The 22,100-nt window shown below is 71.1% G+C and carries 20 protein-coding genes; 12 read left to right on the forward strand and 8 right to left on the reverse strand.

Features of this window, described 5'->3' with window-relative positions:
* Nucleotides 1-50: 50 nt before the first annotated feature.
* Nucleotides 51-1,100, reverse strand: coding sequence for a LacI family DNA-binding transcriptional regulator (locus OFY01_RS17190; RefSeq protein ID WP_266600845.1), 1,050 nt, complete (start codon nucleotides 1,098-1,100; stop codon nucleotides 51-53).
* Nucleotides 1,101-1,257: 157 nt separating this feature from the next.
* Between OFY01_RS17190 and OFY01_RS17195 the strand changes: the two genes are divergently transcribed.
* From OFY01_RS17195 to OFY01_RS17205, 3 genes are read left to right on the forward strand one after another with little or no spacing between them, the layout of a single operon-like run.
* Nucleotides 1,258-2,424: a Gfo/Idh/MocA family protein gene (locus OFY01_RS17195; protein WP_266600846.1), complete on the forward strand. Its 1,167-nt coding sequence runs from the start codon at nucleotides 1,258-1,260 to the stop codon at nucleotides 2,422-2,424.
* On the forward strand, nucleotides 2,421-3,614 hold the full coding sequence (locus OFY01_RS17200; protein WP_266600848.1) for a dihydrodipicolinate synthase family protein: 1,194 nt from the start codon (nucleotides 2,421-2,423) through the stop codon (nucleotides 3,612-3,614). Before OFY01_RS17195 ends, OFY01_RS17200 begins: the two co-directional genes overlap by 4 nt.
* Nucleotides 3,611-4,441: a sugar phosphate isomerase/epimerase family protein gene (locus OFY01_RS17205; protein ID WP_266600850.1), complete on the forward strand. Its 831-nt coding sequence runs from the start codon at nucleotides 3,611-3,613 to the stop codon at nucleotides 4,439-4,441. The genes OFY01_RS17200 and OFY01_RS17205 overlap by 4 nt, the downstream gene beginning before the upstream one ends.
* 271 nt (nucleotides 4,442-4,712) lie before the next feature.
* Here the strand turns inward: OFY01_RS17205 and OFY01_RS17210 are convergent, their stop codons facing one another.
* The gene (locus OFY01_RS17210; RefSeq protein WP_266600852.1) at nucleotides 4,713-5,648 is read right to left on the reverse strand and encodes a ribokinase; all 936 of its coding nucleotides are present in this window, start codon (nucleotides 5,646-5,648) and stop codon (nucleotides 4,713-4,715) included.
* A 180-nt stretch (nucleotides 5,649-5,828) separates the two neighbouring features.
* Between OFY01_RS17210 and OFY01_RS17215 the strand changes: the two genes are divergently transcribed.
* Entirely contained in the window at nucleotides 5,829-6,413 is a 585-nt protein-coding gene (locus OFY01_RS17215; protein ID WP_266600854.1) for a hypothetical protein, read from the forward strand.
* A 21-nt stretch (nucleotides 6,414-6,434) separates the two neighbouring features.
* Here OFY01_RS17215 and OFY01_RS17220 read toward each other — a convergent pair whose 3' ends face one another.
* Nucleotides 6,435-6,578: a helix-turn-helix domain-containing protein gene (locus tag OFY01_RS17220; protein ID WP_323135524.1), complete on the reverse strand. Its 144-nt coding sequence runs from the start codon at nucleotides 6,576-6,578 to the stop codon at nucleotides 6,435-6,437.
* Nucleotides 6,579-6,953: 375 nt separating this feature from the next.
* Here OFY01_RS17220 and recD2 point away from each other — a divergent pair, with 375 nt between their 5' ends.
* Nucleotides 6,954-9,254 carry an SF1B family DNA helicase RecD2 gene (gene recD2, locus OFY01_RS17225; RefSeq protein ID WP_266600856.1) on the forward strand — a complete coding sequence of 767 codons (2,301 nt, stop codon included), beginning with the start codon at nucleotides 6,954-6,956 and terminating at the stop codon, nucleotides 9,252-9,254.
* Between the two features lie 197 nt (nucleotides 9,255-9,451).
* Nucleotides 9,452-10,750 carry a citrate synthase gene (locus OFY01_RS17230; RefSeq protein ID WP_266600858.1) on the forward strand — a complete coding sequence of 433 codons (1,299 nt, stop codon included), beginning with the start codon at nucleotides 9,452-9,454 and terminating at the stop codon, nucleotides 10,748-10,750.
* A gap of 574 nt (nucleotides 10,751-11,324) precedes the next feature.
* Here the strand turns inward: OFY01_RS17230 and OFY01_RS17235 are convergent.
* The 3 genes from OFY01_RS17235 to OFY01_RS17245 all read right to left on the reverse strand — a co-directional run bounded on the left by OFY01_RS17235 (nucleotide 11,325) and on the right by OFY01_RS17245 (nucleotide 13,005).
* The gene (locus OFY01_RS17235; protein ID WP_266600860.1) at nucleotides 11,325-11,660 is read right to left on the reverse strand and encodes a heavy-metal-associated domain-containing protein; all 336 of its coding nucleotides are present in this window, start codon (nucleotides 11,658-11,660) and stop codon (nucleotides 11,325-11,327) included.
* A gap of 109 nt (nucleotides 11,661-11,769) precedes the next feature.
* Nucleotides 11,770-12,702, reverse strand: coding sequence for a PrsW family intramembrane metalloprotease (locus OFY01_RS17240; RefSeq protein ID WP_266600862.1), 933 nt, complete (start codon nucleotides 12,700-12,702; stop codon nucleotides 11,770-11,772).
* A gap of 102 nt (nucleotides 12,703-12,804) precedes the next feature.
* On the reverse strand, nucleotides 12,805-13,005 hold the full coding sequence (locus tag OFY01_RS17245) for a helix-turn-helix transcriptional regulator (protein ID WP_266600864.1): 201 nt from the start codon (nucleotides 13,003-13,005) through the stop codon (nucleotides 12,805-12,807).
* A gap of 298 nt (nucleotides 13,006-13,303) precedes the next feature.
* Between OFY01_RS17245 and iolB the strand changes: the two genes are divergently transcribed.
* The 5 genes from iolB to OFY01_RS17270 all read left to right on the forward strand — a co-directional run bounded on the left by iolB (nucleotide 13,304) and on the right by OFY01_RS17270 (nucleotide 20,169).
* Nucleotides 13,304-14,125, forward strand: coding sequence for a 5-deoxy-glucuronate isomerase (gene iolB, locus OFY01_RS17250; RefSeq protein WP_266600866.1), 822 nt, complete (start codon nucleotides 13,304-13,306; stop codon nucleotides 14,123-14,125).
* Nucleotides 14,122-16,005 carry a 3D-(3,5/4)-trihydroxycyclohexane-1,2-dione acylhydrolase (decyclizing) gene (iolD, locus tag OFY01_RS17255; protein ID WP_266600868.1) on the forward strand — a complete coding sequence of 628 codons (1,884 nt, stop codon included), beginning with the start codon at nucleotides 14,122-14,124 and terminating at the stop codon, nucleotides 16,003-16,005. The genes iolB and iolD overlap by 4 nt, the downstream gene beginning before the upstream one ends.
* 23 nt (nucleotides 16,006-16,028) lie before the next feature.
* Nucleotides 16,029-17,537: a CoA-acylating methylmalonate-semialdehyde dehydrogenase gene (mmsA, locus tag OFY01_RS17260; RefSeq protein ID WP_266600870.1), complete on the forward strand. Its 1,509-nt coding sequence runs from the start codon at nucleotides 16,029-16,031 to the stop codon at nucleotides 17,535-17,537.
* Nucleotides 17,538-17,882: 345 nt separating this feature from the next.
* Complete coding sequence (locus OFY01_RS17265; RefSeq protein ID WP_266600872.1) at nucleotides 17,883-19,286, forward strand: APC family permease; 1,404 nt, start codon at nucleotides 17,883-17,885, stop codon at nucleotides 19,284-19,286.
* 112 nt (nucleotides 19,287-19,398) lie between these two features.
* Nucleotides 19,399-20,169: a class I SAM-dependent methyltransferase gene (locus OFY01_RS17270; protein WP_266600874.1), complete on the forward strand. Its 771-nt coding sequence runs from the start codon at nucleotides 19,399-19,401 to the stop codon at nucleotides 20,167-20,169.
* Nucleotides 20,170-20,247: 78 nt separating this feature from the next.
* Here the strand turns inward: OFY01_RS17270 and OFY01_RS17275 are convergent, their stop codons facing one another.
* Both OFY01_RS17275 and OFY01_RS17280 read right to left on the reverse strand, forming a co-directional pair.
* Nucleotides 20,248-20,553: a putative quinol monooxygenase gene (locus OFY01_RS17275; RefSeq protein ID WP_266600876.1), complete on the reverse strand. Its 306-nt coding sequence runs from the start codon at nucleotides 20,551-20,553 to the stop codon at nucleotides 20,248-20,250.
* Between the two features lie 134 nt (nucleotides 20,554-20,687).
* Entirely contained in the window at nucleotides 20,688-20,852 is a 165-nt protein-coding gene (locus tag OFY01_RS17280; protein WP_266600878.1) for a hypothetical protein, read from the reverse strand.
* Nucleotides 20,853-21,030: 178 nt separating this feature from the next.
* Here OFY01_RS17280 and OFY01_RS17285 point away from each other — a divergent pair, with 178 nt between their 5' ends.
* The gene (locus tag OFY01_RS17285) at nucleotides 21,031-22,038 is read left to right on the forward strand and encodes a GNAT family N-acetyltransferase (protein ID WP_266600880.1); all 1,008 of its coding nucleotides are present in this window, start codon (nucleotides 21,031-21,033) and stop codon (nucleotides 22,036-22,038) included.
* Nucleotides 22,039-22,100 lie beyond the last annotated feature (62 nt).

A 22,100-nucleotide genomic window follows, 5' to 3' on the forward strand; every position in this document is an offset into this window, starting at 1 on the left:
CGGGCCGCGCGGCTGCGGGCGGATGGGTCCGTGGGTGCGGCGCGCGTCCCTCACGCCTCCCGCGGCACCCCCGTGGAGCCCCGCACCATCAGCTCACCGCGCACCTCGTCCACCCCGCCCTCCGGCGCGGCCTCCCGGTCCATCGCGATGCGGCCCGCCCGCGCCGCCGCCTCCGACAGCGGCAGCCGCACCGTCGTGAGCGCCGGGACCGCGTCCACACTGAACGGCAGGTCGTCGAAGCCCGCCACCGAGACGTCCTCGGGGATGCGCAGGCCCGCCTCGCGCAGCGCCGCGCACGCGCCGAGCGCCACCGTGTCGTTCGCCGCCACCAGTGCCGTCAAGTCCGGTGCGCGGCCCAGCAGTTCACGGGTCGCCGTGTAGCCGGAGGCGCGGTCGTAGGGGCCGTGGACCACCAAGTCGTCGGGTGTCGGCCCGCCCGCGCCCGCCAGTGCCTCGCGGTGGCCCTCCAGACGGTGGCGGGTCGTCGTGCGCTCCTCGGGTCCGGCCACGTAACCGATCCTGCGGTGGCCGAGGGAGAGGAGGTGTTCGGTCAACTGCCGTGCCCCGCCCCGGTTGTCGAAGGTCAGCGCGACCGTGTCCGTGTCCGGCACCGGCGGTCGCCCGCACAGTACGACCCGCGTCCCGGCCTCCGTCAGGCGGCGCAGCTTGGCCGCCACCGCGGCGATGTGCTCCTCGTTCTCCACCGCCCCGCCGGTCAGTACCACCGCGGCCGCCCGCTGGCGTTGCAGCAGCGTGAGGTAGGTCAACTCGCGCTCCGGCAGGCCGCCCGTGTTGCAGACCACCGCCAGCCGTTCGCCGCCGGCGCGCCCGCCGGGACCGACGATCTCCGCCTGCACGGCCGACGCCATGATCCCGAAGAACGGGTCGGCGATGTCGTTCACCAGGACGCCGACCAGGTCGGACGTGGCGGCGGCGAGCGAACTGGCCGGGCCGTTCAGCACGTAGTCCAGCTCGTCCACGGCCTTGAGGACCCGCTCGCGGGTGGCCGCGGCCACCGGGTAGTTGCCGTTCAGTACGCGCGAGACGGTGGCGGGGGACACCTGGGCGCGGGCGGCCACGTCCGCCAGGGTCACGGTCATCGGATCACGTCACCTTCCGTCGCGTGCGCGCTCTTGTCCGAGCGGCTGTGCAGAGGCTAGCTTCTCTCTGGATAGAAAGCGCTTGCTATCGAGCCTTGCCATGGACGCTCGCCACGAATCGAGCCTTGCCGTGGACGCTCGCTACGAAAGGACCCACGTGACACGCAAGACGGTGCGCATCGCCATGAACGGGGTGACGGGGCGCATGGGCTACCGCCAGCACCTCGTCCGCTCCCTGCTCGCCCTGCGTGACCAGGGCGGTCTCGACCTCGGCGGCGGCACGGTGCTGTGGCCCGAGCCGGTCCTCGTCGGCCGCCGTGAGTACGCTCTGCGCGCGCTCGCCGACCGGCACGGGCTCGACGCCGCGAACATCTCCACCGACCTCGACGCCGTCCTCGCCGCCGAGGGCGACCGGGCCGTCGACATCTACTTCGACGCGCAGGTCACCTCCGCCCGTGAGGAAGCCATCAAGAAGGCCATCGCCGCGGGCAAGCACGTCTACACCGAGAAGCCGACCGCCACCGGACTCGACGGTGCCCTGGAGCTGGCCCGGCTCGCCGACGCCAAGGGCGTCAAGCACGGCGTCGTACAGGACAAACTGTTCCTGCCGGGGCTGCTCAAGCTGAAACGGCTCATCGACGGCGGGTTCTTCGGGCGGATTCTGTCCGTGCGCGGCGAGTTCGGGTACTGGGTCTTCGAAGGCGACTGGCAGGAGGCCCAGCGGCCGAGCTGGAACTACCGCGCCGAGGACGGCGGCGGCATCGTCGTCGACATGTTCCCGCACTGGGAGTACGTGCTCCACGAGCTGTTCGGCCGCGTCACCTCCGTGCAGACGCTGACCGCCACCCACATCCCCCGGCGCTGGGACGAGGACGGCAAGCCCTACGACGCCACCGCCGACGACTCCGCCTACGGCATCTTCGAACTCGACGGCGGCGCCGTCGCCCAGATCAACTCCTCCTGGGCGGTTCGCGTCCACCGCGACGAACTCGTCGAGTTCCAGGTCGACGGGACCGAGGGATCCGCCGTCGCCGGGCTGCGCGGCTGCCGCGTCCAGCACCGCGGCTCCACGCCCAAGCCCGTGTGGAACCCGGACGTCCCCGCCACCTACGCGTTCCGCGAGCAGTGGCAGGAGGTCCCGGACAACCAGGAGTTCGACAACGGCTTCAAGGCCCAGTGGGAGCTCTTCCTCAAGCACGTGTACGCCGACGCGCCCTATCGCTGGGACCTGCTGGCGGGGGCGCGGGGCGTGCAGCTCGCCGAGCTGGGGCTCAGGTCGGCAGCCGAGGGCCGACGCGTCGAGGTGCCGGAGGTCAGCCTGTGACCATCCATCTTCCCGACGGCGCGGGGCGGTTGCGGGCGTACGAACCGCGTGAGCCGCGCACCGGCCCCGTACCACCCGCCACCGCCACGGCCACCACCCTCACGACCCCCGGCCCCCCGCTCGCCTCCCGCGTAGTCTTCTCCGCCGCGCACGTCGTCGCCGACCCGTTCGCCGACACCGCCCCCGGCGCCCCGGCCGCCGTGGACTGGGACGCCACGCTCGCCTTCCGCCGCCACCTGTGGTCGCACGGGCTCGGCGTCGCCGAGGCCATGGACACCGCGCAGCGCGGCATGGGTCTCGACTGGGCGGCCGCAGCCGAGCTCGTGCGCCGCTCCGCCGCCGAGGCGAAGTCCGCCGGCGGGCGCATCGCGTGCGGTGTCGGCACCGATCAACTGACCGGCCCCGCCGAAGACCTGGAGACGGTGAAGGCCGCCTACGAGGAGCAGCTCGCGCTCGTGGAGTCGACGGGCGCGCGGGCGATCCTCATGGCCTCCCGCGCCCTCGCCGCCGTCGCCCGCGGCCCCGAGGACTACCTCGACGTCTACGGTCATCTGCTCCGCCAGGCCGCCGACCCGGTCATCCTGCACTGGCTCGGCCCGATGTTCGACCCGGCGCTCGGCGGGTACTGGGGCTCCGCCGACCTCGACGCCGCGACCGACACGTTCCTCGACGTCATCGCCGCTCACCCGGACAAGGTCGACGGCATCAAGGTGTCCTTGCTGGACGCCCGGCGCGAGGTCGAGCTGCGCCGCCGCCTCCCGGACGGCGTGCGCTGCTACACCGGCGACGACTTCAACTACCCCGAGCTGATCGCCGGGGACGAACACGGCTTCAGCCACGCCCTGCTGGGCGTCTTCGACCCGCTGGGCCCGCTCGCCGCCCAGGCGGTCCGGGTCCTGGACACGGGCGACGCCGACGGGTTCCGCGGCCTCCTCGACCCCACCGTCGAACTGTCACGGCACCTGTTCCAGACACCCACCCGCTTCTACAAGACCGGTGTCGTCCTCCTGGCGTGGCTCGCCGGACACCAGGACCACTTCGTGATGGTCGGCGGACTCCAGTCGGCGCGCTCGCTGCCGCACCTCGCCCGCGCCTACGAACTCGCCGACGGCCTCGGCCTGTTCCCCGACCCGGACCTGGCCGAGGCCCGGATGAAGTCCCTGCTCGCCCTGTACGGAGTCACCGGATGACCGCCGACCCGCTCTTCTCCGTCAACCAGATGACGGTCAAGCAGCTCAGCCTGCCCGAACTCGTCGAGGCGTGCCGGGCGTCGGGCGTGCGGCATGTCGGCACGTGGCGGGCGCCCGTGCGGGAGTACGGCGTCGAGGCCGCGGCCCAACTGCTGCGCGACGCCGGGCTGAACGTCACCACGCACTGCCGCGGCGGTTTCCTCACCGCCCTGGACACCGACGAGCGGGCCGCCGCGATCGACGACAACAAGCGTGCCGTCGACGAGGCCGTCACCCTCGGCACGGACGTGCTGGTGCTCGTCTCCGGGGGGCTGCCGGCCGGCTCGTACGATCTGGCGGGCGCGCGGGAGCGGATCGGCGAGGCGCTCGTCGAGCTCGCCCCCTACGCCGGCGAGCGCGGGGTACGGCTCGCCGTGGAACCGCTGCACCCGATGTACGCGGCCGACCGCTGCGTCGTCTCGACCCTCGCGCAGGCGCTCGACCTGGCCGAACGTTTCCCCGCCGAGCAGGTGGGCGTGTGCGTGGACACGTACCACATCTGGTGGGACGACCGGGCGCCCGAGCAGATAGCCCGCGCGGGCGCCTCCGGGCGCATCGCCACGTTCCAGCTCGCCGACTGGACGACCCCGCTGCCGGAGGGCGTGCTCAACGGGCGCGGCCAGCTCGGCGACGGGGCGATCGACCTGCGGTACTGGCGCGCTCTGGTGGAGGCGCAAGGCTACGCGGGACCCATCGAGGTCGAGCTGTTCAACGACGGGCTGTGGGCGCGGGACGGGCGGGAGGTGCTGGCCGAGACGGTGCGGCGGTTCGCGGAGCACGCCGGATGAACACGCTCTGAACACGCTTGCTGAGAACGTCCTGAGAAAAAGCTGCACAGCCGTGCAACCTTTTGCGATGTGAGGTGGTCGTAAGGGGAGTCGGAACTCTTGAGGCCCGAGGGGGATCCGGGGGGATCTGGGGGAAACGAAGGGGTTTCGACGCAGGAGGGGAATGCCGGAGGGGCCCGGTCCACGGACCGGGCCCCTCCGCATGGCAGGTTCGTGGCTCAGCTCGGCGAGGGCACTCGCCGGACGCGCCGGACGAGCGTGCCGGACTTCTTCACAGCGCCCCGCCGTGCCGCGCGTAGGCCGCTACCTCTTCCGCCGTGGGGTACGACTCCTGCGCGCCCTCCCTGGTGACGGCCGCCGCGCCGACCCGGGCCGCGTACGCGGCGGAGTCGGCCAGCGACTCGCCCGTGCCGAGCCGCCACGCCAGCGCCGCCGTGAACGCGTCACCCGCGCCCGTCGTGTCCACGGCCTTCACCTTCACCGACGGCACCCGCCGCGTGCCCGCGGCGTCCGCGACGAGCGCTCCCTCGGAGCCGAGCGTGACCACGACCGAGCGGGGGCCGCGCGCGAGCAGCCGCCGCGCCCAGTCCTCCGGGTCGGTGCCGAGTTGCGTGCCGCCGAGTTCCGTGCCGAGAATGACCTTTGCCTCGTGCTCGTTGACGATGAGCGGGTCGCAGGCGGCCAGGACCTCGTCGGGCAGCGGCGCGGGCGGCGACGGGTTGAGGACGAGGCGCGTCCCGTCGGCCAGCGAACGGGCGACCTCGGCGACCGTCTCCAGCGGGATCTCCAGCATCACGGAGACGACCCGCGCCCCGGCGAACAGCTCGCCCGCCGCCCGTACGTCACCGGGGGTCAGCCGCCCGTTCGCGCCCGGCGACACGACGATCGAGTTGTCGCCCGACGGGTCCACGGTGATCAGCGCGACCCCCGTGGGCGCACCGCCGACGAGCACGCCGGACGTGTCCACGCCCGCCGAGTCGAGCGAGTCCCGCAGCAGCCGTCCGTGCCCGTCGTCGCCGACCCGCGCCAGCAGCGCCGTACGGGCGCCGAGCCGGGCCGCGGCCACCGCCTGGTTGGCGCCCTTGCCGCCCGGGTGGACCACCAGGTCGGAGCCGAGGACGGTCTCCCCGGCGGCCGGGCGCCGGTCGACGCCCACCACCAGGTCGGCGTTGGCCGAGCCGACGACGAGGAGGTCGTATGTGTTCATCCTGTGCCTGTGCCTTTCCGCGTATGTCACCCCAGAGGGTACGAGGGCGTCGCGGGTGCGCGATGAAGGGAGGGCGGCCGTCTGGGGCCGTGCGGCGGCTTGCCGCCGTCCCGCCCTGGGATGTCGGTGCCGCATGCGATGGTGGAGCGTGTACGTACGGACGGGATGGAGCACGGAACCGTGAATCATGCGCAGCTGACCGCACTCGGGCGCGCCCTGCGGGTGCTCGGCGAGCACGGCGAGAAGCTCACCGCCGATACGCCGGACGACACGCTCCACGAGGTGCGCGGCGACCTGATGCGCGCGCTCGACCAGCTGGCGGAGGCGGTGAGCGGGCAGAAGCCGACGACCAGGTGCAAGGAGCATCCTTACGGTCCGGTGGAGGAGTCGGCGCCCGATCTGTGTCTGTTCTGCGAGACGCGTCGACGCAAGGCCCGTCGCTCCCAGATCTCGGGCGACCGTGGTGGCGCGGCGGCGGGTACGGAGGCGGAGGAAGCCCCGGTCCTGTCGCGTTACGGCACGCGTGAACACCGTCCTCGGCCGCAGCAGCGCTGGATCCCGGAGATGTGGAACGGGCGGGTGTGGCAGCTGTGCGGCACCCCGCGCCATGATCGTCGGGAGGCCGACCTGTATCTGGCGGCGCAGCGGCGTCGGCCGGATGCGGCGATGGCGTACCGGCTGATCCACGAGTTCACGGACTACGAGGTGGTGCGGGTGTGGGGGACGCCGGTGCAGGTGGATGTGGAGCCGATGGGCGGGGTGTAGGAGTTCCGAGCGCGGAGCGGATCACTGCGGTACGACGGATTCATCGTCGAAATCAGCCACGATCTTCAAGCGACCACCGAGTGCTGCCACGTACGCGGCGAGTGTGTCGACCTCGCTGCGCCCGATCTGTCCGCGCTCCAGGTCCGACACCCGGGCCTGGGACACGCCCGTGCTGGACGCGAGTTCGACGCGAGTTCGACCCGAGTGGTGTGGTGGTGCTTGCGCACCTCGGCCAGATGACAGGCCCTGGCCTTCGAGCGCGACAGTTCGGCGCGGCGCTCGATGTCAGCGTGATCGTCGGCGTCGGACGGTTCGTCCTTCAGGCCCTCCCCCGGCCGAGCGCCGGTTCCACGACGACGGGGGGCCAGGCCCGCACATCCGGACCGGCGATGCGGGAAACGGCGGCGGGCCGCCCCGAGCGCCCGGCCGTGGGACGGGCCGGGGCCTCGCGGGCCTACGGCGCATCGGAACGCACGTGGCCGTGGTCTGAAACAGCATCCGCCCCCTCTGCCTGTCACACCCCACCGCTACCGTCGGACCATGGCGAAGCAGCGGACGGGAGCGCAGGGGCAGGGACAGGCGGGGGCTCAGGCCGGGGCACGGTCCCTGGCGGTGCTCGAGGGGGTCCTCGAACGGATCACGTACGCCAATGAGGACACCGGGTACACCGTCGCGCGTGTCGACACCGGCAGAGGCGCCGGTGACCTGCTGACCGTCGTCGGGGCGCTGCTCGGGGCGCAGGCGGGGGAGTCGCTGCGGATGGAGGGGCGCTGGGGCTCCCACCCGCAGTACGGCAAGCAGTTCACCGTCGAGAACTACACGACCGTGCTGCCCGCCACCATCCAGGGCATCCGGCGCTATCTCGGGTCCGGGCTCGTCAAGGGCATCGGGCCGGTCTTCGCCGACCGGATCACTCAGCACTTCGGGCTCGACACCCTCGACATCATCGAGCAGGAGCCCGCGCGGCTCATCGAGGTGCCGGGGCTCGGGCCGAAGCGGACCAAGAGGATCGCCGATGCCTGGGAGGAGCAGAAGGCCATCAAGGAGGTGATGGTGTTCCTGCAGAGCGTCGAGGTGTCCACGTCCATCGCCGTCCGCATCTACAAGAAGTACGGGGACGCCTCGATCGGGGTCGTGAAGAACCAGCCGTACCGGCTCGCCGCCGACGTCTGGGGCATCGGATTCCTGACCGCCGACCGCATCGCCCAGTCCGTCGGCATTCCGCACGACAGCCGCGAGCGCGTCAAGGCGGGCCTGCAGTACGCCCTGTCGCAATCCGCCGACCAGGGGAACTGCTATCTGCCCGAGGAGCGGCTCATCGCTGATGCCGTGAAGCTGCTCCAGGTCGATACCGGGCTCGTCATCGAGTGCCTCGCCGAACTCGCCGAGCCGGACGCCGATTCCGACTCCGGCGATCCCGGTGTCGTACGGGAGCGGGTGCCCGGCGAGGACCGGGACCAAGCCGTCACCGCCGTGTACCTCGTGCCGTTCCACCGCGCCGAGCTCTCCCTGTCCGCTCAGTTGCTGCGGTTGCTGCGGACCGCCGACGACCGGATGCCCGCCTTCCGGGACGTCGACTGGGGCAAGGCGCTCGCCTGGCTCTCGCGCCGCACCGGCGCCGAGCTCGCCCCCGAGCAGGAGGAGGCCGTCAAGCTGGCGCTCACCCGCAAGGTCGCGGTCCTCACCGGCGGGCCGGGCTGCGGCAAGTCCTTCACCGTTCGCTCGATCGTGGAGCTGGCACGGGCGAAGAAGGCGAAGGTCGTGCTCGCCGCGCCCACCGGGCGCGCGGCCAAGCGGCTCGCCGAGCTGACCGGAGCCGAGGCGTCCACCGTCCACCGGCTCCTCGAACTGAAACCCGGTGGAGACGCCGCGTACGACAAGGAGAGACCGCTCGACGCCGATCTGGTCGTCGTCGACGAGGCGTCCATGCTCGATCTGCTGCTCGCCAACAAGCTGGTGAAAGCCGTGCCGCCCGGTGCGCATCTGCTGTTCGTGGGGGATGTCGACCAGCTGCCCAGTGTGGGCGCGGGGGAGGTGCTGCGGGACATGCTCGCCGCCGACAGCCCTGTGCCCGCCGTGCGGCTCACCCGTATCTTCCGGCAGGCCCAGGAGTCGGGTGTCGTCACCAACGCCCACCGGATCAACGCAGGGGAACCGCCGCTCACCCGAGGGCTCAAGGACTTCTTCCTCTTCGTGGAGGACGACACCGAGGAGGCGGGGCGGCTGACGGTGGACGTGGCCGCTCGGCGGATTCCGGCCAAGTTCGGCCTCGACCCGCGGCGGGACGTGCAGGTGCTCGCGCCCATGCACCGGGGGCCCGCCGGCGCGGGCACGCTCAACGGCCTGCTCCAGCAGGCCATCACCCCGGCCCGGCCCGACCTGCCCGAGAAGCGGTTCGGCGGGCGGGTGTTCCGCGTGGGGGACAAAGTGACGCAGATCCGGAACAATTACGAGAAGGGCGCCAATGGCGTCTTCAACGGAACCGTCGGTGTCGTCACGTCGCTCGACGGCGACGAGCAGACCCTGACCGTTCTCACCGACGAGGACGAGGAGGTCGTCTACGACTTCGACGAGCTCGACGAACTCGCTCACGCCTACGCGGTTACCATCCACCGTTCCCAGGGAAGTGAGTACCCGTGCGTGGTGATTCCGGTCACCACCGGTGCCTGGATGATGCTGCAGCGCAACCTCCTGTACACGGCGGTCACCCGCGCCAAGCGCCTGGTGGTGCTGGTCGGTTCGCGCAGGGCCCTCGGGCAGGCGGTGCGCACGGTCTCGGCGGGCAGGCGCTGCACCGCGCTCGATTTCCGGCTGACCGGCGGCGGCTCCGGTGAATTTTGATCGATCAAATGAGTCGCGAAGGTCACAGACCCTTTTCGGAACCGGGGCGAAGGGGGCAGGATGAGCAGGCTGACGGCACTGAGTGCCGTCCATAGGCCCAATGGTCGACCCCGAGTGCACTCTGCTGAGCCATCTGGGGGAAGGTAGAGACAGTCAGGGAACCTCGAAGAAGAGGCACTACGTCGGTGAGGGATGACGTGAGCGAGCACTACGACAACGCAGTAGTACTGCGGTACGGCGATGGCGAGTACACCTACCCGGTGGTCGACAGCACCGTCGGCGACAAGGGCTTCGACATCGGGAAGCTCAGGGCCCAGACGGGTCTGGTGACGCTCGACAGCGGATATGGCAACACGGCTGCCTATAAATCGGGTATCACCTACCTCGACGGCGAGCAGGGCATCCTCCGTTACCGCGGCTACCCGATCGAGCAGCTCGCCGAGCGCTCCACCTTCCTCGAGGTGGCGTACCTGCTGATCAACGGTGAGCTTCCGACCGTCGACGAGCTCTCGGCGTTCCGGAACGAGATCACGCAGCACACCCTGCTGCACGAGGACGTCAAGCGGTTCTACGACGGGTTCCCGCGCGACGCCCACCCGATGGCCATGCTGTCGTCGGTCGTCTCCGCGCTGTCGACCTTCTACCAGGACAGCCACAACCCGTTCGACGAGAAGCAGCGGAACCTCTCCACCATCCGCCTGCTCGCCAAGCTTCCGACGATCGCCGCGTACGCGTACAAGAAGTCCGTCGGCCAGCCGGTCGTCTACCCGCGCAACGATCTGGGCTACGTCGAGAACTTCCTGCGTATGACGTTCTCCGTGCCCGCTGCCGAGTTCGAGCTCGATCCGGTCGTCGTCTCCGCGCTCGACAAGCTGCTCATCCTGCACGCGGACCACGAGCAGAACTGCTCGACGTCCACCGTGCGCCTGGTCGGCTCGTCGCAGGCCAACATGTTCGCCTCCATCTCCGCCGGCATCTCCGCGCTGTGGGGGCCGCTGCACGGTGGCGCCAACCAGTCGGTGCTCGAGATGCTCGAGGGCATCCAGGCCAATGGCGGCGACGTCGACTCCTTCATCCGCAAGGTGAAGAACAAGGAGGACGGCGTCCGCCTGATGGGCTTCGGCCACCGGGTGTACAAGTCGTTCGACCCGCGCGCCAAGATCATCAAGGCCGCCGCCCACGACGTGCTGTCCGCGCTCGGCAAGTCCGACGAGCTGCTCGACATCGCGCTCAAGCTGGAGGAGCACGCGCTCTCCGACGACTACTTCGTCTCGCGCAACCTCTACCCGAACGTCGACTTCTACACGGGCCTGATCTACCGGGCCATGGGCTTCCCGACCGAGATGTTCACGGTCCTGTTCGCCCTGGGCCGTCTGCCGGGCTGGATCGCCCAGTGGCACGAGATGATCAAGGAGCCGGGCTCCCGCATCGGCCGCCCGCGCCAGATCTACACGGGCGTCGTCGAGCGGGACTTCGTCCCCGTCGAGGCCCGCTGAGTCGACGGCCGCGCAAGCGAGCCGAGAACGGGCGAGCCGAGAACAGGCGAGCCGAGAACAGCGGAAAGCGCCCCGCTGCCGGTCCCCCCACGGGCCGGCAGTCGGGGCGCTTTCCTTGTTCCCCGGTACGGATTCCCCCCACGGGATCCGACCGGGTGTCTCGGTCCGCGTCGGCCGCCGGAACACGTACGCACGGGTGGGCCGCTCAAGCTCCCGGTGCACGTGCCCCGGCCAACGCAGTCGGGTCCGTCCCCCAAGACAAACCCGCTCGACACAGGAACGCCCCCCAAGACGCCCTTGCATCGCCTCCTTAGACTCGCGAGACCCATAAAGGGTTACGTTCAGATCAGTGTGATCTGCGCCTCATGCATATGTCCCGCGTGTACGCAAGAGGACCGATATGAGGATCCGGCCTCTCCCGTGAGGATGATGCAATTCTGCCGTGCCGATTATGTGTAGGTCCAGAGTGTCCACAGGGTGGGCGTGGTGGCCCGGCGGCTGTGTGCCTACGCGCGGCGGCGGGGCCGGGGATCTGCCCCGGCCCCGCCGCCATGTGTCACGGGTGCTTCGCCCCTCAGGTCTGGTCGACCAGCTCGTAACCGGCCTCGTCCACCGCCGCGCGCACGGCCTCCCGGTCGAGCGCGGCCGCCGAGACGACCGTGACCTGGCCGGTGGCGGCGACGGCCTTGACCGACGAGACGCCCGCGATCTGGGAGATCTCCTCGGAGACCGCGCCCTCGCAGTGGCCGCACGTCATGCCCTTGACCTGGTAGACCGCGGTGACGGCGCCCTCGGTGGCGGCGGCCGGGGCCTCGGAGTGGCAGGCCCCGCCGCAGCAGGAGCCGGAGGTCGTGGCCTCGGCGTCGGCGGCGTCGGAACCGATCTGGTGGAGCTGGCTCTGGGCGCTCATGTCGTTCTCCTCGATGGCTGATCTGCTAGGTCGATCTGGTGGGCCGATCCGGTGGGCCGATCTGGCTCCTGCCTTCTACGGCTTCGACTGTATACCCCTAAGGGGTATCTCACCAAGAGGGGTCCCGGCGTGCCAGCGAACGGACCCAGGTGAGCCCGACGAGCGAGATCAGCGCCAGACCTCCCACCGAGAAGAGCAGGAACAGGTGCTCCTGTGCCGTCGTGGGGGAGGGCAGGTAGCCCCGTGCGAAGAGGGTGCGGTCCAGGTCGGTGACGGTCAGTCGCGCCACCAGCCACAACGCGATCCCGTGCATCGAGTCCCACAGCGCGTGCAGCAGGGCCACCCCCAGGTACGTGACCAGCACCGGCGCCGCGAACCGGAACCGCCCGTCAGGGCGTCGGAAGGCGAGCAGCGCCGCCCCGGCGATCGCCGTCCACAGGCCGTGCCCGAACGGCGCCAGCACTCCGCGCAGCACCTCGGTCTCCAGGAGCGAGCGCAGGTCGATGCCTTTCAGGGTGACCGCGGCGTTGAAGGCGTATCCCGCGCTCTCGAAGGCCGCGAAGCCGAAGCCGACGGTCGCGCCGAGCACCAGGCCCGCGCGCAGCCCGCGGATGCGCGGGTGGCGCTGGAGCACGTACATCAGGGCGAGGAGCTTGACCGCCTCCTCGATCAGGCCGACGCCGACGAACATCCACACCGACGGGTGCAGCAGGTAGTACTCCATCACCGACGCGCCCAGCACGCCGAGGACGCCGCCGACCAGGAAGCAGCCCAGGATGAGGGTGACACCCAGGTCGCGGCCGTGCCGCTCGTAGGCCCACAGGACGAAGACCGCGGGCACCAGGAAGCTGCCGAGCATGATGAGGGTGGGCAGCAGGGTGGTGTTCCTGGTGGTGTACGTGACGACCGAGGTGAGCAGCCACAGGGCCAGACCTCCCCACAGGCAGCGCCGCCACAGGCCCGCCCGGATCCGCGGTCCTGGCGGCGGTGGCTGCTGGGGGATGCGGGCCTTGGGCGCTCCGGGGGGCTGGGAGTACGTCACGACGGTTCCCTCTGACTTCCCTCGAACATGGGCGTACGGCGACTTCGGGGGTGGCTGCCCGCAGCTTATGGTCAGCGTCGCTTTTGTCCCATTTATGCGCGTCTATTGGCGTCCGCCGCCGCGGTTTCCCGGGCGGGAGGCCACCCAGGCGCGGACGGTGTCCGCATACCAGTACGGCTTGCCGCTCTCCACGTGGTCCGGGGGCGGCAGCAGCCCGTGTTTGCGGTACGAGCGCACGGTGTCGGGTTGTACCCGGATGTGCGCGGCGATCTCTTTGTACGACCAGAGCCGGTGGTCGGTCATGAGTGGCTCCTCCCTGGCGGGCGTCGCGGCGGCGGCTCGGGGGTGGCCGCCGGCGATCGCCCCACCCTGTGCCCGGTGAACGAGGGGGACCGGGGTGGAGGGTGGGCATGTGGGGCGCCTGTGACGCAGAACCCGCGTATGCCTGACATGTGTGACACGAAGGGGGCGTTTGTGACGCGAGTGATGCAAAGAGGGCGCGCCGTGGGCGCATGAACCGGCGCGTGACGGGGAATGGTGGCTTTTCCATGCCGCTCACGCGCGTGCGCCGGAGAGCCGGAGGTCGGAGGAGAGTGGAGTCATGACGTACGTCCCCCGGGGCGCGGCCGCCGACGGCCCCTACGCCGTGTTCGTCGACCCGGACCGGGTCGGCTGGTCCCGGGCCGGCCTTCGGGTGCTCGAACTGGGACCCGGACAGCGCCATGCCTTCGACACCGGCACGAGTGAATGGATCGTGCTGCCCCTGGCGGGAGGTTGCTCGGTGAACACCGAGGGGCGGACCATCGAACTGGTCGGCAGGGACAGCGTGTTCAGTGGTACGAGTGATTTCGCGTACCTTCCGCGTGACACCAGCGCGGAGATCTCCTCCGGCGCCGGAGGCCGGTTCGCCCTGGCAGGAGCGAAGTGCGGACGACGACTCCCGGTCCGCCACGGCCCCGCGCCGGAGGTCCCCGTCGAGGCCCGCGGCAGCGGCGGCTGCGCCCGCCAGGTCCGTAACGTCGCGGCCGCGGACACCTTCGACTGCGACCAGCTGATCGCCGTCGAGGTGATCACCCCGGGCGGCAACTGGTCCTCCTACCCGCCGCACAAGCACGACGAGCACCGCCCCGGCGTCGAGTCCCAGCTCGAGGAGATCTACTACTTCGAGATCGAGCCCGACCCGGTCGGAGGCGTCGGCGGCTACGGCTACCAGCGCGTCTCGCCCTCCCGCCCCGGCGGCACCGACCTGCTGGCCGAGGTCCGCACCGGCGACACGGTCCTCGTCCCGGACGGCTGGCACGGCCCGTCGATCGCCCAGCCGGGCCACACCATGTACTACCTCAACGTCATGGCGGGCCCCGGACCCGAGCGGGAGTGGCGGATCTGCTTCCACCCCGACCACACGACGGAGGGGTACCGATGAGCGGCGCGACCGTCCGGCTGACCACGGCGCAGGCACTCGTCCGCTTCCTCGCCCGCCAGTACACCGAGCGGGACGGCGCCCGGCGCCGCCTGATCGCCGCCACGTGGGGCATCTTCGGCCACGGCAACGTGGCGGGCGTCGGCCAGGCCCTGCTCCAGTACGCCGACGACATGCCCTTCCACCAGGGCCGCAACGAACAGGCCATGGTGCACGCGGCCGTCGGATACGCCCGCCAGAGCGGCCGCCTGAGCACGCACGCCGTCACGACGTCCATCGGCCCCGGCGCCACCAACCTCGTCACCGGCGCAGCCCTCGCCACCATCAACCACCTGCCCGTGCTGCTCCTGCCCGGCGACGTGTTCGCGACCCGGCCCGCCGATCCGGTCCTCCAGCAGCTCGAAGTCCCGTACGCGGGCGAGGTGTCGGTCAACGACTGCCTGCGCCCCGTGTCCAAGTACTTCGACCGGATCACCCGGCCCGAGCAGCTGATCCCCGCCGCCCTCGCCGCGATGCGCGTGCTCGCCGACCCGGTCGACACCGGCGCCGTCACCCTCGCCCTGCCGCAGGACGTCCAGGCGGAGGCGTACGACTGGCCCGAGGAGTTCTTCGCCGAGCGCACCTGGACGGTCCGCCGCCCCGCCCCCGACCCGGCCGAACTCGCGTCCGCCGCACAGGCGTTGCGCGCGGCCCGCCGCCCTCTGGTCGTCGCGGGCGGCGGCGTGCGGCACAGCGCCGCACAAGAGGCGCTCGCGGAGTTCGCGACGGCCACCGGCATCCCCGTCGCGACCACCCAGGCGGGCAAGGGCGTGCTGCCCCACGGCCACCCCCGCGACGTGGGCGGCATCGGCCACACCGGCACCGACTCCGCCGACGAACTGGCCCGCACCGCCGACCTGGTCCTCGGCATCGGCACCCGGCACACCGACTTCACCACCGCCTCCGGCACCCTGTTCGCCCGCCCCGGCGTCCGTTTCGTCAACCTCAACATCGCCCCGTTCGACGCCCACAAGCTCGCCGCGCTGCCGCTCGTCGCGGACGCCCGTACGGGCATCGAGTCGCTGGGCGCCGCCGTGGCCGGGCTGCGCGTCGAACCGGCGTACGTCACCGAGTACACCGGCGGCAAAGAACGCTGGGAGCACCGCGTCGACGCCTGCTTCACGGCCGACGACGACCTGGTGCGTCCCACGCAGGCCCAGGTCCTCGGCGCCCTCGACCGTCTGGTGACGGGCGACGACATCCTCGTCAACGCGGCCGGCTCGCTCCCCGGCGACCTGCACAGGCTCTGGCGCCCTCGCTCCCGCGACCAGTACCACGTCGAGTACGGCTACTCCTGCATGGGCTACGAGATCCCCGCGTCGATCGGCGTCGCGCTCGCCGCGCCGGGGCGGCCCGTGTGGGCGCTGGTCGGCGACGGCACGTATCTGATGATGCCGACGGAGCTGGTCACCGCCGTCCAGGAGAACATCCCGATCAAGGTCGTCATCCTGCAGAACCACGGGTACGCGTCCATCGGCGGCCTCTCCCGGGCCGTCGGCGCCGAGGGCTTCGCCACGCAGTACCGCCTCACCGCCGACGACGGCCGCCCGTACGCGGGCGCGCCGGTCCCCGTCGACCTCGCGGCCAACGCGGCCTCGCTCGGCATGCGGACGCACCGCGCGAAGACCGTCAGGGAACTGCGCGAGGCGCTCGCCGCGGCCCGCGCCGCCACCCGCCCCACATGTGTCTACGTCGAGACCGAAACGGCAGACACAGTGTCGGGCCCGCCCCCCGCGCGGGCGTGGTGGGATGTGCCCGTGGCCGAGACCGCGGACCGTAGCGCGGCGGTCAAGGCCCGCGAGGAGTACGACCGGCACGTCACCGCCCGACGCCGCCACCTCTGAGACACGCGTAGGAGTTGCCGCATATGTCTGACACCAAGCTCGTCCACCACTGGATCGGCGGCAAGGCCGTCGAGGGCGCGTCGGGCACCCGTGGCCCGGTGACCGACCCGGCGACCGGCGCCGTCACCACCGAGGTCGACTTCGCGAGCGTCGACGAGGTGGACGCGGCCGTCGCCGCGGCGAAGCAGGCTTACCAGGAGTGGGGCCGGTCGTCGCTGGCCAAGCGCACCGAGATCCTCTTCCGCTTCCGCGCGCTGCTCGACGCCAACCGCGACGCCATCGCCGAGCTGATCACCGCCGAGCACGGCAAGGTGCACTCCGACGCGCTCGGCGAGGTGGCCCGCGGCCTGGAGATCGTCGACCTGGCCTGCGGTATCAACGTCCAGCTCAAGGGGGAGCTGTCCACGCAGGTGGCCAACCGCGTCGACGTGTCGTCCATCCGTCAGCCGCTGGGCGTGGTGGCGGGCATCACCCCGTTCAACTTCCCGGCCATGGTGCCGATGTGGATGTTCCCCATCGCCATCGCGTGCGGCAACACCTTCGTGCTCAAGCCGAGCGAGAAGGACCCGTCGGCGTCCGTCAAGATCGCCGAGCTGCTGAGTGAGGCGGGCCTGCCGGACGGCGTCTTCAACGTCGTGCACGGCGACAAGGTGGCCGTCGACCGGCTCCTGGAGCACCCGGACGTCGCGGCGGTCTCGTTCGTCGGCTCGACCCCGATCGCCCGCCACATCCACACCACGGCCTCCGCCAACGGCAAGCGTGTCCAGGCGCTCGGCGGCGCCAAGAACCACATGCTGGTGCTGCCCGACGCCGACCTCGACGCCGCGGCGGACGCGGCGGTCAGTGCCGCGTACGGCTCCGCGGGCGAGCGCTGCATGGCCATCTCGGCGGTCGTCGCGGTCGGCTCGGTCGGTGACGAACTCGTCGCGAAGATCAAGGAGCGCGCCGAGAAGATCACGATCGGCCCCGGCGACGACCCGGCCTCCGAGATGGGCCCGCTCATCACGGCGGCCCACCGCGACAAGGTCGCCTCGTACGTGTCGGGCGCGGCGGCGGAGGGCTGCGAGGTCGTCCTCGACGGCACCGGATACACGGTCGAGGGCCACGAGAACGGCCACTGGATCGGCCTGAGCCTCCTCGACCACGTCCCGACCACCGCCAGGGCCTACCAGGACGAGATCTTCGGCCCGGTCCTGTGCGTGCTGCGCGCGGAGACGTACGAGGAGGGCGTGGCGCTGATCAATGCCTCTCCCTTCGGCAACGGCACGGCGATCTTCACCCGTGACGGCGGCGCGGCCCGCCGCTTCCAGCTGGAGATCGAGGCGGGCATGGTCGGCGTCAACGTGCCGATCCCGGTGCCGGTGGGCTACCACTCCTTCGGCGGCTGGAAGGACAGCCTCTTCGGCGACCACCACATCTACGGCAACGACGGCACGCACTTCTACACCCGTGGCAAGGTCGTCACGACCCGCTGGCCCGACCCGGCCGACGCCCCCGCGGGCGTCGACCTCGGGTTCCCGCGCAATCACTGAACGTGATCGAGACGCCCGGTCCACCGTCGGTGGGCCGGGCGACTTTTTTTCGACGAGGCCGAGGCGCCGGGCTGCGATTCCCACACAGAGGCGGCACGGAGGGGATGAATCGGGCTCCACAAGAAAACTCATCGCTATACCTTCGTTTGCAAGGTCAATCGCGGACTCTGATCTGCGAAACGCGGCCGAATTCTCGAACAAGGGGCGTCGCGCTGCCCCGCGAGACCCCCCTGACCTGCGGATTCCGCAGGAAAATGACCGTTGACGTTCCGGTTGTCGGCGGGTTTCCATCGCCGGGTCACCCCGTCCCGCATTCCTGCCGCACCCCCCGATCGGAACCGCCCCATGACCGACACGCTGCGCACCGCCGCCCCCGCGGTGGAGCCCCTGCCGAACACGGCGCCGCCCGCCGCGCTCAAGCGGTCCATCGGAGTCGTCGGCGGCACCCTGCTCACGCTCTCCTGCGTGACACCCGCCTCCACGCTCTTCGTCCTCGTCCCCGACCTGCTCGGCTCGCTCGGCACGGCCACGGCCCTCAGCATCGCCATCGGCTCGCTGCTCTGCATCGGCGTGGCGTTCTGCTACTCCGAGCTCGGCACGCTCATCCCCAGCGCGGGCGGCGAGTACGCCATCGTGTCCACCCTCGCGGGCCGCCTGGCGGGCTGGCTCGTCTTCGTCCTGTCACTCCTCGTCGTGATGATCGTCCCCCCGGTGATCGCGATGGGCACGGCCGACTACCTGACCCCGATCGTCCACCTGGACCCGGCACTGACCGGCGCGGGCGTCATGCTGCTCGCCACCCTCGCGGGCCTGCTCGACCTGCGCGCCAACGCCTGGATCACCGGCATCTTCCTCGTCCTTGAGGTCATCGCGGCGGGAGTCGTCGCCGTACTCGGCTTCACGCACTCCCGGCGCGGCGCCGACTCGCTCCTGTCGATGCAGGTGGCGGGCGGCAACGGCCACACCGACACCGTCACCGCGATGCTGGTGGTGTCGGGCCTGGCGATCGCGCTCTTCGTGACACAGGGCTTCTCGACGGCGGTGTATCTCTCGGAGGAGCTGGAGAACCCCCGCAAGTCCGTGGCCCGCACGGTCCTCGCCACTCTCGCCATCTCGTCGGTGATCATCATCGTCCCGGTCGCCGCGATCACCATGGGCGCCAAGGACATCTCGGCGCTCACCTCCGGAAACCTCAGCGCGATGGTGCGGGCCTGGTCGAACTCGGCGGTCGGCACGTTCGTGTCGCTGTGCGTGGCCCTCGCGATCATCAACGCGGGCATCGTCATGGTCATCCAGAACTCCCGCGTCCTGTTCGCCTCCGCCCGCGACAAGGCATGGCCCCGGCCGGTCAACCGCGCCCTGTCCCGGCTCGGCCGCTTCGGCTCCCCGTGGGTGGCCACGCTGGTCGTGGGCGTGCCCGGCGCGCTCCTGTGCTTCGTCGACCTCGACACCCTGTACGGGGTGACCGGCGTCTCCGTCACCGGCATGTACCTGCTGGTCGCGATCGCCGCCCTCCTCTCCCGCCGCGGCTCCCACCGCGACCAGCCGGCCTGGCGGATGCCTCTGTGGCCCGCGGTCCCGGTGGTCCTGATCGCCGTGATGGCCTACATCCTGGTCGAGCAGGACGTCTCGTACCTGCTGTGGACCGGCGGCATCACGGCGGTGGCGACGCTGTACTGGCTCCTCTACCTGCGCCCGCGCCGTGAGACGCGGTGGCTGGTGTCGGTGCCGGAGGACGCGCGCGCCTGACGGCGACCGGACGAGTACGCCCGCCGCGCGTGCGGCCTCGCACGGCCGATGCGCGCATCGGGGCTCAATTGCGCTCTTCAAGCCGGATGTCGAAAAGACTACGGTGCCGCGAGTGGCCAACTCATACGAAGATCTCTCGCGTTACTACGACCTGATCATGACGTCCGGCTACTACGACTACGACGTGTACGCCCGCGCCCTGGTGACGGAGTTGGCGGGCCTGGAGGACGTCCTGGAACTGGGCGTCGGCACCGGCCTGGCCTGCGAACGCCTGCTGAGGGCGTTCGACCGTGACCACGACGCCCGGCCTCTCGCCCGTCCCGCCCCGCGCCTCACGGGCATCGACCACACCGAGGCCATGCTGGCGCAGGCCCGGGAACGGCTCGGCGACCGCGTACGGCTGATGCGCCAGGACATCACCGAGATGACGATGCCGGACGCCTTTGACGCCGCGTACTCGGTGGGCGGTGTGTGGACCGAGGTCCGGGAGGAGACGGGCATCGAGGTGTGGAGCCACCTCGTCGAGGAGGAGGACGACGTCCAGGCCCTGAAGAACGTCGCCGAGGCCGTCCGCCCCGGTGGCCCTCTGCTCATCGCCGTCCAGCAGGCCCACCGCTCCTACGACCGTCCGCTGCCCGGAGGTCTCGTCTACGCCCAGGAGCTCACGGCGGAGCCCGGCGAGGAAGGGGACGGGGGCAAAGGCGGCGACAGGTTCATCAAGGACTACTACGTGCGCAAGGACAACGGTGAGGTCCTCGCCCACCAGCGCAGCCGCTACCACGTCTACCCGCGCCAGGCCGCCGAGGACCTCCTCGCGAAGTGCGGCTTCCGCTTCGACCGGGTGTGCGGCGCGGGGGCGTTGATCCGGTACGTACGCGAGTAGTGCCAGCTTGACGGGGGCGGACCACGCTCCCCACGAGCAGCCGCGACTCGTCGCACCGGTCTCGGTGAGGAGGGCGGCTCAGGTGGGGAGCCCCTTCCCGCCCAGAACGGCCAGCGGGATCTGCTCGGCCACGCTCGCGATCAGCGGTCTGGCGCGGCCGATGAGAGCCATGACGTCCTCCGACTTCAGCGAGGCGTCGTGGGCGGCCTGGTCCACCCAGACCTCGGACACCCAGACGGCCTCGGGCTCGTCGGACGTGCTGATGAGGTAGTGGACGCAGCCCGAGGCCCGGGGCATCCGTTCCGCCGCCAGCAGCAGACAGTCCGTCAGGGCGTCACGCTCACCGGGACGGGCGAGGAACTTGGTGATGAGTCCGTAGGTCATGCGGGAACTGTAGGACCGGCCACTGACAACAACCGGGAGCGGCGGCCTCGACCGGAGAACCGGCTGCCGCTGAAGCCGCGACCAACCGGCAGGCCCGCACGGCCCGATGGTGTCCCGGACACCGCCGACGCCGCCTACTTCGTGGCGTCGTCCTTGCCGCGCCGGGATCGGCGCACCGCCTGATGGACCGCTTCGAGAACGAAGGCCGTCAGAACCACGGCGACGCAGCGCTGCCACCACGGGAGGCCGTAGACCCCGTCGAGGACGGACGCGACGACGACGCCGGTCGGCACGGTCACCCAGACAGGGAGGCTCGGCGCCTGCCCTCCGCGCCGCGCGCCTGCCGAGTCACCCGCGTTCGCGTGCATCTTCGTTCTGCTCCCCCTCGGACCGGACATGGTAATGAACATAACTTGAATTGCTCATTACGTGCAAAATCGTTCGACGGCACGGCGGCCGCCCCGGCACGATGGGCGCATGGTGTCCACGGCGGGCCACGAGCCCATCACGGTGGCGGACCTGAGGCTCATGCAAGATCTCGCGCAGCGCGTCGCCGCCACGTGGCCCGAGTTGGTCAACGCCGACGCGTCGTACGGCGAACTGGCCTGGAACTGGGGCAGGGGGCATGCCGCCGAAGGCGACTGCTGGCGGCGCCGGTTGTGGTGGCGGGGCGGGCGACTGGTGGGCTGGGGGTGGGCGCGGATCCCGTACCAGGTGCTGCGCCGGGACGGCGTGGTGAGGGGCGTCACCGAGGCGAGTCTCGCCCACCAGGTTCACCCTGAGCACGGTGAGGTCGTCGACGAGGTCATCGACTGGTACGAAGGTCTGGCGGCGGGCGTCGAGCGGACGGCGCTGCCCAGCGCCGCCGACACGTTCGGCCTGGAGCGGTGGACGGCACACGGGTTCCGGAGCGATCCGGCCGCGGCGGGGGACCACGGGGGCTGGACCCAGCTCAATCAGCGGGAGCTCACCGACATCGAAGCACCGGTGCTGCCGGACGGGTTCCGGTTCCGCAGCGCCGACGAGGTCGGACCGGAGGACGTGGTGCGGGCGCACGTCGCCGGGTGGCCCGCCACCACGTACACCGTCGCCCGGTACGAGGGTGTTCGGCAGGCGCCCGGCTACCGCGGTGACCTGCACGTTCTGGTTCAGGCGCCCGACGGGGCGATGGTCGCCTCGGCCGTTCTCTGGCTCGACGACGTCAACCGGTCCGTCGAGTTCGAGCCGGTCGGGACCCACCCGGGCCACCGGCGCCGCGGCCTCGGGCGCGCGATGCTGCTGCACGGGATGCGGCTCGCCCGCGCGGCGGGCGCGCGGCACGCCACCGTCGCGTACCTCGGCGCACCGGGGCATCCCGCGGCCCGCGGCTTGTACTACGGCGTCGGGTTCCGAAAGCTGTCCCGGGACGCGCCGCTCATCAAGTCACCGTGCACCGCGGCTGGACCGGAACCAGGAACTGAAGCCGGAGCCGGAGCCGGGGCCTGAGCTGAAGCCGGGACCGAAACCGGGACCAGGGACAGAAGCAGCGCGCGCCAGTGACCACACGG

Source organism: Streptomyces beihaiensis (genome assembly GCF_026274175.1).
Classification (GTDB): Bacteria; Actinomycetota; Actinomycetes; order Streptomycetales; family Streptomycetaceae; genus Streptomyces; species Streptomyces beihaiensis.

Coding starts and splice junctions, on each gene's coding strand:
- OFY01_RS17190 (WP_266600845.1), bottom strand. CDS start 1,100: ATGACCGTGACCCTGGCGGACGTGGCCGCCCGCGCCCAGGTGTCCCCC.
- OFY01_RS17205 (WP_266600850.1), top strand. CDS start 3,611: ATGACCGCCGACCCGCTCTTCTCCGTCAACCAGATGACGGTCAAGCAG.
- OFY01_RS17210 (WP_266600852.1), bottom strand. CDS start 5,648: ATGAACACATACGACCTCCTCGTCGTCGGCTCGGCCAACGCCGACCTG.
- recD2 (WP_266600856.1), top strand. CDS start 6,954: ATGGCGAAGCAGCGGACGGGAGCGCAGGGGCAGGGACAGGCGGGGGCT.
- OFY01_RS17235 (WP_266600860.1), bottom strand. CDS start 11,660: ATGAGCGCCCAGAGCCAGCTCCACCAGATCGGTTCCGACGCCGCCGAC.
- OFY01_RS17245 (WP_266600864.1), bottom strand. CDS start 13,005: ATGACCGACCACCGGCTCTGGTCGTACAAAGAGATCGCCGCGCACATC.
- iolB (WP_266600866.1), top strand. CDS start 13,304: ATGACGTACGTCCCCCGGGGCGCGGCCGCCGACGGCCCCTACGCCGTG.
- iolD (WP_266600868.1), top strand. CDS start 14,122: ATGAGCGGCGCGACCGTCCGGCTGACCACGGCGCAGGCACTCGTCCGC.
- mmsA (WP_266600870.1), top strand. CDS start 16,029: ATGTCTGACACCAAGCTCGTCCACCACTGGATCGGCGGCAAGGCCGTC.
- OFY01_RS17265 (WP_266600872.1), top strand. CDS start 17,883: ATGACCGACACGCTGCGCACCGCCGCCCCCGCGGTGGAGCCCCTGCCG.
- OFY01_RS17275 (WP_266600876.1), bottom strand. CDS start 20,553: ATGACCTACGGACTCATCACCAAGTTCCTCGCCCGTCCCGGTGAGCGT.
- OFY01_RS17285 (WP_266600880.1), top strand. CDS start 21,031: ATGGTGTCCACGGCGGGCCACGAGCCCATCACGGTGGCGGACCTGAGG.